At 43.5% G+C, this 13593-nt stretch carries 11 protein-coding genes and 1 pseudogene; 2 read left to right on the forward strand and 10 right to left on the reverse strand.

Going from position 1 to position 13593, the window contains the following annotated elements; all coding sequences use genetic code 11:
• Positions 1-81: 81 nt before the first annotated feature.
• The gene (locus IJJ71_RS04745; protein WP_296845622.1) at positions 82-339 is read right to left on the reverse strand and encodes a Txe/YoeB family addiction module toxin; all 258 of its coding nucleotides are present in this window, start codon (positions 337-339) and stop codon (positions 82-84) included.
• Positions 339-602 (reverse strand): type II toxin-antitoxin system RelB/DinJ family antitoxin, encoded by a 264-nt coding sequence (locus IJJ71_RS04750; RefSeq protein WP_296845623.1) that lies wholly within the window; start codon positions 600-602, stop codon positions 339-341. Before IJJ71_RS04750 ends, IJJ71_RS04745 begins: the two co-directional genes overlap by 1 nt.
• Positions 603-817: 215 nt before the next feature.
• On the opposite strand from IJJ71_RS04750, the gene leuS reads away from it, so the two are divergent.
• Positions 818-3358, forward strand: a complete 2541-nt coding sequence (gene leuS / locus IJJ71_RS04755; protein WP_296845624.1) for a leucine--tRNA ligase — start codon at positions 818-820, stop codon at positions 3356-3358.
• 223 nt (positions 3359-3581) lie between these two features.
• Here leuS and IJJ71_RS04760 read toward each other — a convergent pair whose 3' ends face one another.
• From IJJ71_RS04760 to IJJ71_RS14930, 6 genes are all read right to left on the reverse strand, one after another.
• The gene (locus IJJ71_RS04760; protein WP_296845625.1) at positions 3582-4946 is read right to left on the reverse strand and encodes an RHS repeat domain-containing protein; all 1365 of its coding nucleotides are present in this window, start codon (positions 4944-4946) and stop codon (positions 3582-3584) included.
• A gap of 60 nt (positions 4947-5006) precedes the next feature.
• Positions 5007-5843 (reverse strand): M15 family metallopeptidase, encoded by an 837-nt coding sequence (locus IJJ71_RS04765; RefSeq protein ID WP_296845626.1) that lies wholly within the window; start codon positions 5841-5843, stop codon positions 5007-5009.
• A 5-nt stretch (positions 5844-5848) separates the two neighbouring features.
• Positions 5849-6175 carry an STAS domain-containing protein gene (locus tag IJJ71_RS04770; protein WP_296845627.1) on the reverse strand — a complete coding sequence of 109 codons (327 nt, stop codon included), beginning with the start codon at positions 6173-6175 and terminating at the stop codon, positions 5849-5851.
• A gap of 21 nt (positions 6176-6196) precedes the next feature.
• On the reverse strand, positions 6197-8356 hold the full coding sequence (locus IJJ71_RS04775; RefSeq protein WP_296845628.1) for a PP2C family protein-serine/threonine phosphatase: 2160 nt from the start codon (positions 8354-8356) through the stop codon (positions 6197-6199).
• Positions 8353-9723 carry a PP2C family protein-serine/threonine phosphatase gene (locus tag IJJ71_RS04780; RefSeq protein ID WP_296845629.1) on the reverse strand — a complete coding sequence of 457 codons (1371 nt, stop codon included), beginning with the start codon at positions 9721-9723 and terminating at the stop codon, positions 8353-8355. The genes IJJ71_RS04775 and IJJ71_RS04780 overlap by 4 nt, the downstream gene beginning before the upstream one ends.
• A 141-nt stretch (positions 9724-9864) precedes the next feature.
• A complete protein-coding gene (locus IJJ71_RS14930) occupies positions 9865-10368 on the reverse strand; it encodes an RNA recognition motif domain-containing protein (protein WP_367113219.1) in 504 nt (167 codons plus the stop codon).
• Positions 10369-10570: 202 nt separating this feature from the next.
• Between IJJ71_RS14930 and IJJ71_RS04790 the strand changes: the two genes are divergently transcribed.
• The gene (locus IJJ71_RS04790; RefSeq protein ID WP_296845630.1) at positions 10571-11545 is read left to right on the forward strand and encodes an Hsp33 family molecular chaperone HslO; all 975 of its coding nucleotides are present in this window, start codon (positions 10571-10573) and stop codon (positions 11543-11545) included.
• Positions 11546-11786: 241 nt separating this feature from the next.
• On the opposite strand, the gene IJJ71_RS04795 is transcribed toward IJJ71_RS04790, so the two are convergent.
• Positions 11787-13286 carry a glycine hydroxymethyltransferase gene (locus IJJ71_RS04795; protein WP_296845631.1) on the reverse strand — a complete coding sequence of 500 codons (1500 nt, stop codon included), beginning with the start codon at positions 13284-13286 and terminating at the stop codon, positions 11787-11789.
• An 88-nt stretch (positions 13287-13374) separates the two neighbouring features.
• A pseudogene (locus tag IJJ71_RS04800) lies at positions 13375-13593 on the reverse strand (ISAs1 family transposase); the annotation flags it as partial.

Raw genomic sequence — 13593 nt, forward strand, 5'->3', positions numbered from 1 at the left:
AAGAAGTGCCGGAATCAGCCCTAAAAAAAGCCCGAAAGTGCGTGAAGGTCTTTTAGAGAATTATTTTGGTCGTGCATTTTTTTATTCGTAATGACCCTTACAGGAAACGATAATTATATGCTCGCCGTCTTGCTTGTAAACAATACGGTTGCTATCATCAATTCGACGGCTCCACCAGCCTGACAGATTTTCTTTCAAAGGTTCGGGCTTGCCAATTCCATTATAACTATCGCGCTGAATATCTTTGATGAGTGAGTTTAGTTTTTTTAATGTTTTTTTATCCTCTGATTGCCATGCACAGTAATCTTCCCATGCCTTTTCGTGCCAAAGTATTTTCACTAGTCCACCTCAATCAGCTCGTGCTCGGTCAATTTTGCCCTGCCGCTGTCCACATCATCAATGATTTTTTTCAAATGCTCCATGTTGCTCTCGGAATAAAATGGGTCAAGGGAAAGATCAAAGGGAATTCGGCGTTCCCGCACAACTTTCTTTGCGAACATTTTGAATGCCGTCGTAATCGTCAAGCCCAGCTGCCCGCAAACATCTTCAAATGAGTTTTTTTCTTCTGCGTCCATTCTGAAATTTACCATCGTCTGTGCCATAATCAACCTTCCTTGCTAAAAAATATAATGCAAATTACATCAACTGTAAAGCAAAATAAGGCAATTATTATTCAGGGCACGCATTTACTCTCTACTGTTCAATTTTTCTGCAATCTGTTATTATTTATCCACAGATTAACACAGATTATTTTAGTTTATAAAAATCACATCCGCGTTCATCTGCGTAAATCCGTGTCAAAATTCAGGAGAAAAAAATGTATCCATTCAAAAATATTGAACCCAAATGGCAGAAATACTGGGACGAGCACAAAACTTTCCGTGCCGTCGAAGATGAATCAATTCCAAAAGAAAAACGACGCTATGTTCTTGATATGTTCCCTTACCCAAGTGGAGCCGGCCTTCATGTAGGCCACCCGGAAGGCTACACTGCCACCGACATCTACTGCCGCTTTTTACGCATGAACGGCTACAATGTTCTTCATCCGATGGGATACGACGCTTTCGGTCTTCCTGCCGAAAACTATGCTATTAAAACAGGCACACACCCTGCAACTACAACAAACGCAAACATCGAGCACTTTACTCAGCAGATTAAAGCCCTCGGTTTCTCTTATGACTGGGACCGCGAAATCCGCACATGTACACCGGACTACTACAAATGGACTCAGTGGATTTTCCTCCAGCTCTTTAAGAAGGGCTTGGCTTACGAAGCACAGACTCCAATCAACTGGTGTCCGAGCTGCTTGACAGGTCTTGCAAACGAGGAAGTAAAAGAAGGTCACTGTGACCGATGTGGCGCTCAGGTTACTCACAAAGTAATCCGCCAGTGGATTCTCAAAATCACAGCTTATGCAGACCGCTTGCTCGAAGACTTGGAAGGCTTGGACTGGCCAGAAAGCGTTAAGGCAATGCAGAGAAACTGGATTGGACGCTCAGAAGGAGCCGAAGTCAATTTCACAGTAGCCGACAAAGACGGAAAACCGACTGACCAGAAGCTCACAGTCTACACAACTCGCTGTGACACTCTCTTTGGTGCTACCTACATGGTAATTTCCCCGGAGCACAAACTTGTAAAAGCTCTCACAACTGCTGACCAGAAAGAAGCCGTTGAAAAATATGTCGAAGCTGCCGCAAAAAAATCTGACCTGGAGCGCACTGACCTTGCAAAAGACAAGACTGGTGTATTCTCAGGAAGCTACGCAATCAACCCTGTAAACGGCAAGCTTATTCCAATCTGGATTGCAGACTATGTTCTTATTTCTTACGGAACAGGCGCAATCATGGCCGTTCCAGCACACGACACACGAGACTGGGATTTCGCAAAAAAATTCAACCTCCCAATCATCGAAGTCCTCAAGAGCGAAGTTGACGTTCAGAAACAGGCATGGACAGAAGACGGAATTCACGTAAACTCAGAATTCCTGAACGGTCTCAACAAAAAAGACGCAATCGCAAAGATGCTCGAATTCCTGGGCGAAAAGGGAATCGGCAAAAAAGCAGTAAACTACAAGCTCCGCGACTGGGTATTCAGCCGACAGCGCTACTGGGGCGAGCCAATTCCTCTGGTTCACTGCCCTGACTGCGGCATTGTTCCAATCCCGGAAGAAGAGCTTCCTCTTGAATTGCCAAACGTCAAGACATATCAGCCGACAGGCACTGGCGAGTCTCCACTGGCCGGAATCGACAGCTGGGTAAACTGCAAGTGTCCGAAATGCGGAAAGCCGGCCCGCCGCGAGACAAACACAATGCCTCAGTGGGCAGGAAGCTGCTGGTATTATTTGCGATACATCGACCCTACCAACACAAAATGCTTTGCTGACAAAGCCAAAGAAAGCTACTGGATGCCAGTTGACTTGTATGTAGGTGGTGCTGAACACGCAGTTCTTCACCTTCTCTACGCACGATTCTGGCACAAAGTTCTTTATGATTTGGGAGTCGTCTCAACAAAAGAGCCTTTCCAGCGTCTCATCAACCAGGGCATGATTACTTCATTTGCCTTCCAGCGAAAGAGCAAGTCTCTCGTTGCCGTTGACATGGTAGAAGAAAAAGACGGAAAGTATTATTCAAAGGAAGACGGCGAGGAACTTGAGCGTGTAATCGCAAAGATGTCAAAATCACTCAAAAACGTCGTAAACCCTGACGAGATGATCCAGAACTACGGAGCAGACAGCGTGCGTATGTACGAAATGTTCATGGGACCACTTACTGTTAGTAAACCGTGGAACACACAGGGCTTGATCGGCGTAAACCGCTTCCTCGATAAAATCTGGAACATGAGCGACAAGCCTTTGACAGATGTTGACATCAGGGGAAAACTCGACAAAGACCTGGCTTCTCTCCGAAAGACTTACGCGAAGACTGTCAAAAAGGTCACAGAGGACACAAACAACCTCGACTTCAATGTAGCGATTTCTCAGATGATGATTTTCGTGAACGAAGCAAGCAAATTCGACTCACTTCCACGCGAAATGTGGGAAGGATTCGTTCTCCTTCTTTCACCATACGCACCACACCTCGGCGAAGAGCTCTGGGAAAAACTCGGTCACAAAGAAAGCTGTGCTTACGCGAAATGGCCAGAGTTCAGCGAAGAGTTCTGCAAGGACGACACAAAAGAGTTCCCTGTCATGATTAACGGAAAGCTCCGCGCAAAATTCGAAGCAGCCGCAAATACAGACAACGAAACTCTTGAGGCCATGGCAAAAGAAACCGAAGGCTTCAAAAAGTTCACCGAAGGAAAGACAGTCGCAAAGATTATCGTCGTTCCTGGTAAGTTGGTGAACGTAGTTGTAAAATAAATAGCCCGAATATCTGATATGAAAAAAAACGGCGCGAAGGAGTGAAACGGCTTACGAAAACACGCTGTTTGTGCTGCCGCGTAAGCGGCACCCGTATATAGTTACAAGCACAAACAGCGTGTAGCAGGCTAGCCTGCGGTTTCGATAAACCGTTTTCACGACTGGGAGCCGTTTTTTTATGCAGCAAGTAAATCTCAAAACTCGACACTTGAGCTAGTTATACTTAAACGCCAAATTTTGTGGTATGGTAGATTGTGTGGGTTTTGATTTTTCCGTTTTTGTAGTAGGTATATTTATTTATATAAAATTCTACCTGATACCGCCCATGATTACTTTTTGATATGTCTTCGTAAACAAGATTTCCATGATTATCGTATTCATATTCCGTGATCGTGGTAAACTTTTCGTCGTTTTTTCTTTCAATCTCTTTTATCTTGCGATTGTTTTCATCGTAAAAATATTCAGTGTCATAAACAGTTTCTTTACCGGAATCATTATAACTTTTAATTCTATGGATTAAATTGCCTTTTGCGTCATACCATGTCTGTAAACCAGTTTCAGAGTTATAAAGTGTCTGTCCGTCAGCTGTTTCTACCAAGACTATTTTTCCGTTTACTTTTTCCGTGCAAGTTCCATTTTCATCATAAGTATATTCTCTTATCGTTTCGTGCTTTTTCCCCATATTGCTATAAATATTTTTATGAACAATTCTTTCTTTGTCATCATATTTATAAAAGACATGTTGCATAATTTCACCGTCATTGCACCATTTATACTCAATCATATTTCCATTATCATTATAGTTACAGCTGTATTCGGAAATTGATGAATGGCTGAACTGAGTAAAATCTTCGTCAAGGAAATAACGGGTCTCTGATTTAGAAAAGACAAGCTTGTTATTCTCATTATAATCAGAAATTTCTTCCTCTATGAAATATCTTTCAGTCTCATCTTCTTCGTCTTCATCTTTTGAGTACCAGACATGCCGAACTTCATTATTGTTTTTGTCGTACTCATAGTATTCATCCCAAAATCCTGTCTCGAAAGTGTACTTCTCGTGAATCAGATTTCCGGCACCGTCATATTCATAAACAGTACGCTCGCCGTCAGAATTCCATTCTAAGGTTGGCTTGCCGTTTTTATCATATTCATAAAAAGTTTCAGTATTTTTCTCATAATCAATATCATGGAGCAGATTTCCAGAATTGTCATACCACCATTCATAGCGGTTATTTTTATGATAAATCAAAATATTCTTGTCGTTAAATTTCTTCTTGGTGATTTTTTCCCCAGCAGTTCCCTGTTTGAAAATTTCTAAAATTTTATTGTTGTTCTTGTCATATTCGGAAATCCATTCTGGTATTTTCCCGTTTTCAAAATAAGGAGAATAACAGAGAATTTCATTGCCTTTTTTGTCATAGACATAATGTGCAGACCAGTAAAATTTTACATTAAGCCTTTTTATTTCTTTTCCTGTATCGACATCATGAATTACAACTTCCTCTTGAATGTCGTTTGTATCGAACTTTGTCGAAGCACATGAAAAAAGAAAAATTGAAAACAGGAGTATAAAAATTTTTTTAATCATAAAGATATTTATCCGCAAGGAATTTAGCTATTCGCCATTGTTCCAAGCTTTTTAGCCGAACTACTCGCTCTGCTTCCATGCGGCGATAAATTCCAGCATAAATTGCTGAACATCGCTGAACCATTTTTTCTGGAAACGGCAGGCTTCTTTTCCGATGTAGCGGAAGTGCCAGCATTCCCACATGTAGCCGGTAACATCCTCGTAGCCCTGCGGAAATGAAAGGCTCCAGCCGTATTCTGCGGCATGGTTGTAGACCCATTTGCCCATTTTTGTGTCGCCCCAGTCGTCTGTGATTGAGCCGAAGTCAATCGCCATTCCAAGCTGATGCTGGCTTGTTCCAGGTCGTGCACTGTATCGCTCGGCAAGCTCAAGTCCGTCCTGCTTTACATAGCGGTTAAAAAGTCCTTCCTGATATTTGTATGAACGGTAAGTTGATGAAACCATGAGCTTGATTCCGTCGGCCAATGCGCCTCTGGAAAGTTCCTCGAGCGCGGCATAGCTTTCTGGCCTTAAAGAAAGGTCGTTGCGGCTCACATTCCACAAATCGTTGTTCTTTACAGGCTTTAAATCACGCGGAACATAGTCGGCACCGATGTTATGCTTTTTGTCGATAAGATAGAGCAAATCGACATCATCATTGCGGTGACGGCCTTTTTCTTCTGCAAGAACTTTGTGCAAGTCTGCCAAAAATTCTTCCGGGTCTCCGTTTGGAATCGCGGCCTTGCATCGCTCAGTCATTTTTGCAAAAACGCGGCGAAGTTTCTCAACTTCAGGATTTGCAGGTTGTGTAGCCTCTGCTGATTTTTGCGGAGCTTTTGCAGTCTCGGCCAAAGCAACTTTTTCCTTGCAAGAAAAAAACAAAACAGAACAAGCTAAAACAAATAAAATCTTTTTCATTTTCGCTATTGAACTTCCGTTACGGCGTGGATAATTGAGAAAACATCGTAGAAACCTGTTTCTTCAAGCGCGATTCGGGCAGCAGGGGAGGGGTTCATCATGTAAAAATGGTGCCCGCAGTCCTCGCCATCGTTGAAAGTTGCCATCATAAGGCCTACACCAACCGAGTCAACCGATTCGACACGCTCCAAATCAACGACAATGTTTGACTTTTTGATGTTTTCATCGAGTTTTTCGGCCAGCTCGGTGATTGTATATGTGTTCATTACGCCAGAAATTTCGTAAAGAATGTAGTTCGCACCTTGTTTTTCGGTGATAGAAAGCTGTTCCATAAATTCTCCTTTAGCTCCCTGTTATTTAAGCAGTTTGAGTGTAAAAATACTTACATCGTCATCAAGCTCTTTCGAGAGGAAGTTAAGCAAAGTATTGTAAGATGATGAAACCATGCCCTGTGACGGAAGAGATGTGTTTTCAATGATTGATTTCTGAAGACGCTCTTTTCCATAAGCTTCGCCACGAAGCGATTTTGAGTCAAGCATACCGTCGGTACAAGCAAAAAGGACATCGCCCGGATTGAGCTTGACTTTTTTGACCTTGATATACGGAGAAATATCCTTGACGAAGCCCAATACATGACCTTCACCCTGAATTTCCATGACGTTGTTATATGCACGGTTGTAAAGGAACAAAGCCGGAACCGCACAGTTGATGTAGTAAACAGTGTCTTCCTTGAAATCGATGAGCGCGAAAACACCCTCAAAGAAGGTTCCTCGTGGCAAGTTGAAGCGGATGAACTGGTTGACCTTTTCAACAAGAAGCTTGAAGTCCTTTGTTTCCTGAAGGAAGGTTCGGATTACGGACTTAACGATAACCATGCTCATAGATGCTGCGATACCTTTGCCAGAAAGGTCGCCCATTACGAAAATATGTCGGTCTTCGGAAAGCTTGATAAGGTCGATGAACTCACCACCGATGTTGTGCGCGTGAACCATCATTGTTGATGAATCGTAGCGTTTGTTTCGGATTGGATCCATGTTGCCCTGAATTGATTCGATAATCTGAGCCGACATCTTAATCTCTCGGTTGACGACACCGACGATGGACTCGTTACCGATGTTCTTCATGTAGTAACCGAATACGAAGAAGTATGAGTAAAGTTTTTGGAATACTTCAAGGTCGTAATTGGTGTAGATGTTTCCGCCGGCCTTCTGACCGAGGATGATTACGCCAAGAATGTGACGGCCTTCATTCAAGATGATGAAAGCATCGGAATCAGTTTTGGCGAAGAAATCTGAAATCTCTTTTTTGGCTTCAAGGAAATAATAACCTGTATCAAGCGCGCTCTTGAAAATGATTCGGCGGTTCTGGTTGAGAAGAGAGTCAAACATCTTTGTGCGGACTGAGACATTGATTGCTTTTTCTTCAGGACGGTCGTAAACGGACTCAAGTTCTTCATTTCCGTTGTCAACAAGAATCCTCATGAATGACATACCGATGTTCTTGGTGAAGATTTGCTGCATTTTTCGGACGATGTTTTCCGGGTCATCAGAGAAGTCGAACTTTGAAAGGTCTTCCTCGAACAAAGTAGCGTACCGCAAAGAACGGAAACCTGAGCGTTTGTTGAAGATTTTTATGATACGATATGCTGCGACTACGACTGCAACAATCAGCAATGACAGAGAAATGTAGAATGAAATTCCGTGACGAAGGCTTCGTGACCACAAGAAAGCGAAACCGAAACCAATGATTAGGGCAGGGAAGATAAAACAGATGATGCCTTTAAGGATGAAACCAACCATTGAGAATGCGTCGTAAAGGAAGTCAACGAGGGTTGAGCGTGCAAGAATCCACTGTGCAAGGATGTATGGAACAAGGAACAATGTTGAGAACATTGCAACACGGTCACATGCGATGTAAATGAGGCCGCACGCACCCCATGCCATAATGAGTGCCATTGCGTTCATGATTGATTTCTGGTGATCGAGCTTTCCTTCCCTGTTTTCTGCACGGAGAAGCATGATAATCACGGCGAAGAAAGGTATTACAAAGGAAATTATAACCATGTAGAACTGGAACCAGTTGTACGGAAATAAAGTCTCAAGGTTTCCAAAGAACAAAGATACAGATTCTATTCGTAGACCGACGAAGTTTGTGACAGTAACACCCGTAAAATGGAAGAAAACTGCCCATGCGCACCAGATTGAACCTGCGAGCGAGAGCATCTGGGCAATAATCTTCTTTTCAATCATCGGATAGAAGACGAAGTACACTGAAAAGTTAATCGAGTAAACTCCGAAGAGAATGTATGTCAGGTCAGCAAAGAAAGTCGTTAAGCGTTCTGGGGCTGTAGTGGAAGAAATAATAGTAAGACCCATCGCACCACAGGCCAATGCAAGGAATACATTTAATGAAATAACAGGGTTTTTACCTTCATTACCGGTTTTCGCATCAATGAAAATCGCAAGCCAGGTCATGAACAGCGCAAAAGCTATATTAATCAACGCAAAAATCATTTTTTACCTACCTTTGCAACAAGCATTGTCAAGTCATCGTGAAGCCTTGTATCAGCATTGTAGCTCATTACAAGATTTACAATATCTGTTACGAATTCCTGCGGCTCTTTTGACGCGCTCGCCTTGATTGTATCAGTGAAAAGCTGAGTGTCACCCAGCTCGACTTTATCTGCATTCATTACCTCAGAAACACCGTCCGAAGCCATCATGATAAGGTCGCCAGAGAAAAGCCTCTGCTCGGAAACCTGAACATCGCCCGGCTCAATCGGGATGATTCCTACGACAGAGCAGTTTGATGAAAGCGATTTGATTCGATAACCTTCAGGAGAACGCGTTACGATGATAGGGTCGGACATAGACGCGTTTACATAAGTGATTTTCATTTTTTCGGTATCGACGATTCCGATGAAAAGAACCGTGTACTTATCCTGCAGGTGCATACCCTTGATAGCCGCATCGACAGAGATAATCATGCCGACCAAATCTTCTTTATTCTCTTTGATTTTTACGGTGTTCATTACCAAACCCATGACCAGAGCGGCCGCAAGTCCTTTACCGGAAACGTCGCCGAGCATGAGCAGGGTTTTGTTTTCATCAATAGGAAGAACTGAATAATAGTCACCCGAAACGTTAATCAATGGTCGGAAATATGCGCCCAGCTTGAGGTTCTTGATTTCCGGCATTTTCTTTGGAAGGAAGGAAATCTGAGCATCCGCAAGCTGCTGCCATTCAGTTGAAAGCTCGGAAATTTCAGAAAGGCTTGAAATGATTCGGGAACGGTTCTGGAAACGAACGAATTCCTCGTAAAGTTTTTCGTAAATCTCGGTATCAAAAAGATATGTGTATCGGTTGAATACAAAGAACTGCTCGCCGTCGCTGGCAAAGAAGAATCCTCGTGCCTTTTTTCGGCTCGTTACAAGACCGAGGTTGTCGCCGAGGAAGTTAATCGGGTCATGCCACTCAACGGTGTAGTTCAGCTCAAGTTTGTTCAGGATTTTAGGATCGTTAGTGATTTTGTTAGGGCTGTTGTAAAGAATGTAGTTCGCATTTCGGTCAATATAAAGAACCGAACAGTCAGCCTCGAGTTCAAGAATCTCTGATACAGCCGAAGTAAAATCTTCAAGAGAATAGCAGAATCTCAGTTTTTCGATGAATTTCGTGAGGAAAGCAGTTGCGCCAGTGTCCATAGAGCGTTTTTCGATACGGATACGGGCGTTTTCGAAAATCGTAAGGGCTGTAAAGAACAAAGTCGCAAAGACAATTCCTGTTACGATGATAGGGAAGAGGTTCGAGTATGTCTTGTAATCAGTAAGTTTCGTCTGCGGCGCGAGATTAACGGCAATAACGATAAATATAAATGCTGCCAAAATATTTATTACAGCCAAAGCAATACGCCTTTGAGTCCTGTACATAAAGCCCCCTGACTTTTAAAATCTATAATTTAACTCTTTATTATCGGCATAAGTCTGAATAATAATTAGTATTCCTCGGAATCAATAATTTTGGAATTAATATTCCTCTGCAGAAGATGCTCTCTCTTCATGATGCTGGCTGGAAGGGCGTCCGCCGCGGAATGGCTTTCTTTCCCTGTCACCAAAACGCTCGCCACGGTCAAATCTGTCGCTTCGTTCACGCCTTTCGCCCCGGCCGAACCTGTCACCGCGCTCGCGTCTCTCACCACGGAAACTTCGCTCGCCGTCATCATGGAATCTTCTTGGAGAACGCTCTTCGCCATCCTTAAAGAATTTTTTTGCACCGCCTTCACGACGAGGTTTATCAACAGCAACAGAAACCCGGATTCGTCGTCCGTCAATATCTTTTCCGTTCATGCCTCCGATTGCGCGCTCGCTCTGCTGGTCTGTTCCCATTTCAACAAAACCGAAGCCTTTTGACTGTTCTGTGAATTTGTCCTTTGTGATATAAACTGAAACAACATCGCCGTAGTTTGAAAAAGCTTCGCGGAGTGTGTCTTCTGTTGTGGTGTAACTCAAGTTACCAATGTATAATTTCATAAAATCCTCAAAAAATAGAATGCAAATAGTATAACATATTGCTAAATAAAATACAAAATAAAATGTGGTGCGGGTCCCAGCGACGAGAAAAATCAAGGTATCTCCCCTCGCGGGGGCCCCCCTTAATTTTTCTCTGCGTCCCACACCCCATTTTCCTTGGCTCTGTTTTGCATATATTATTTTTTTTCAATATAATGGGCTTATGATTAAAGCAGAAATTACAGACAAAGACTTGCTCGAACATTTGGGCAAGATTCATAAAGATGAGATGACGATGTTCGTCATGGCAGAAGGCCAGTTCCGCGGCGCATTTTTCAACGGAACCCGTCTCGTAAACCAGATGCGCGTCCAGCACAACCTCGGCATTCTGGAGACTATGATTCTTGGTCAGGCCATGCTTTGTGCCGCCATGCTTATCCCGACGATGAAAGGCCGTGAGCACCTCACTTTCCGCTACGACACGAACGGCCCTGCGGCAGGATTTTCGGTTGAGGCTGATTCAACAGGCTATGTCCGGGGATTTTTGCTCCAGGACAGAATTCCAATCGAAAAACCGCTCGAAAACTGGGATTTAAGTCCGTTTTTCGGCGAAGGAACTCTCACAATTTCCCGAATCGGCGAAGGAATGAAAGCTCCTCAGGTCGGAACGGTCGAAATCATGTACAAAAATATCGCAAAAGATTTGGCATGGTACTTCTTGCAGAGCGAGCAGATTCACACTGCTTTCAACACAAGCGTTCAGTTTGACAAAGAAGGCCGCGTAATCGGAGCCGGCGGAATGTTCCTGCAGCATGTGCCGGGGGCCGGCGGAAAGAGCAAAATCAGCGCGCAGACCGAAAACTCAGGAGCCGAGGACAAAAAAGCTCTTGAAGAAGATTTGATTCGCCGCGCCGAAAATGCTTTCAAGGCAATGCCATCAATCGGAAAATGGTTCGCAGACGGCGGCGACATGGAAGATGTGATTTACGGTCTTTTCCGCGAGTTCAATCCAACAGCAGTTTTGAACCGCGACATAATTTTTGACTGTCCATGCAGCGAGGAAACTTTCGCAGAGCATATCAAGCATCTGCCAAAAGCCGAGCTTGAGGACATCATCGCGAACGATCCAGACCCGCTGGAAGTAATTTGCCACTGCTGCGGAAGTAAATATCAGATAAGCAAGTCCATGCTGAAATAAAAATTCCTCACAGAGACCACAGAGCTCACAGAGAGAATTTTTAACAAAAAATAAACCACAGATTACACAGATTACACAGATAAAAAAATTTAATCTGTGCCATCTGTGTAATCTGTGGTTAAATTTTATTTCACGACAAAAAACACCACAACCATATCGCCCTAAAAAAGCAACATGACTGTGGTGTTAATTTTTCACACACAGAATAAAACTCTGTGTACTCCAAAGCTCTGTGAGGAATTTATTTTACAAATTCTTTCTTGAGGAAATCCAAATCCAGCTCAGGATACAGAACGAACTTGCTCAAGAGGGCCTGGACTCGTTTTGAAGCGGCTTCTTTTACTGCCGGGTCAAGGTCGATTTTGCCTTTTGCAGGCTTTCCTTCTTTTGTGAGGCCTGGTTTTGTTCCTTTGAGAACCTGATCGATGATTGAAGCAACTTCTTTCATCTCTTCTTCGCCCATACCAAGAGTTGTGAGGGCTGGAGTTCCCAAGCGCAAGCCAGATGTCCACCATGCGCCGTTTTTGTCATAAGGAAGAGCGTTTGCGTTTACTGTAACGCCACACTCGAACATAGCTGCCTCAGCCTGTTTTCCTGTCAAACCGTAAGAAGTGACATCTGCGAGCATTAGGTGATTGTCTGTGCCATCGGTCTGCAAGCGAACGCCCAAGTCCTGAAGGGCAGCAGCGAGAGCCTGTGCGTTTTTAACGACTTTCTGTGCGTATTCCTGATATGCAGGAGAATTTGCTTCCTTGAAAGCGATTGCCTTTGCAGCCATGACGTGTGGCAAAGGTCCGCCGAGAACCATCGGACAGCCCTTGTTTACATAGTCAGCGAATTCTTTTTTGCAGAGAATCATAGCACCGCGTGGACCACGCAAAGTTTTGTGGGTTGTAGTTGTTACAACATCAGCCCATTTTACAGGATCATAATCACCAGTGAAGACTTTACCGGCTACCAAACCTGCGAAGTGAGCCATATCTACCATAAGAACAGCTCCGCATTTGTCCGCAATCTCACGGAATCGCTTGAAATTGATTTTTCGTGGGTAAGCAGAATAACCTGTGAGCAAAATAAGAGGCTTAACTTCCATTGCCTGCTTTTCGATTGCATCGTAGTCCAAAAGACCAGTTTTTTCATCAACACCATAAGGATGGCTCTCGAACATGCGGGCAGAAACATTCATTTTGTAACCATGAGTGAGGTGACCACCGCAAGAATAATCCAATCCCATCAATTTCTGATTTCCGAAGCGTTTTCGAAGCTCAGCAAACTGCTCGGCCGTCAAGTCATTCAAAGATTTTACACCAAGTTCTTCGAGAGTAGGAGTCTCAACCTTTGCAGAAAGGATTGCCCAGTAAGCAACCAGGTTTGTGTCTGCACCGGAATGCGGCTGAACATAGGCATAGTCAGCCCCGAAAAGTTCCTCAGCCTCGCGTGCTGCTTCCATTTCAACAGCGTCAACATTTACACAACCGCCATAGTAGCGGTGCTCTGGATAACCTTCAGCGTATTTGTCAGTGAGCAAGTTGCCCATGGCAGACTGAACAGCGAGGGAACAATAGTTCTCAGAAGCAATCAATTTGAGGTGGCTTCGCTGATTCTGAATCTCATTTACAACAGAAGCGGCAATCTTTGGATTAACCGAAGCAACCTGCTGCAAATTCGCAACATAAGCACACATTGCGGCACTTGGCTTTCCACCGCAAGACGAAAGATAATTTTCCAATGGTGTAGACATTTTAATCTCCCAAAAAAGTGATAGGAAAGTTTATCAAAAAAAGAAGATAAATTCAATAATACTATTGATAGAAACCAGGGCATCCGCATTAAAATAACTTAATGACTCTATCCAGATAATCTTCGCATTTATCGCAAATGTGCTGCTTTTGAGAAATTGTAATGTTCTTGGATTTTATGACATCCGAAAAATCTGCTTGCTTCAGAAGATTCATTGCGATTTTTCTAATGACATTAAGATTTTGAGCCGCATTATCCTTTCTTACAAGGCAGTGATCTTCATCAAAAATATTGTCCAAAACCCAATG

Origin of the sequence: Treponema sp. (genome assembly GCF_017430385.1) — a bacterium.
GTDB lineage: Bacteria > Spirochaetota > Spirochaetia > Treponematales > Treponemataceae > Treponema_D.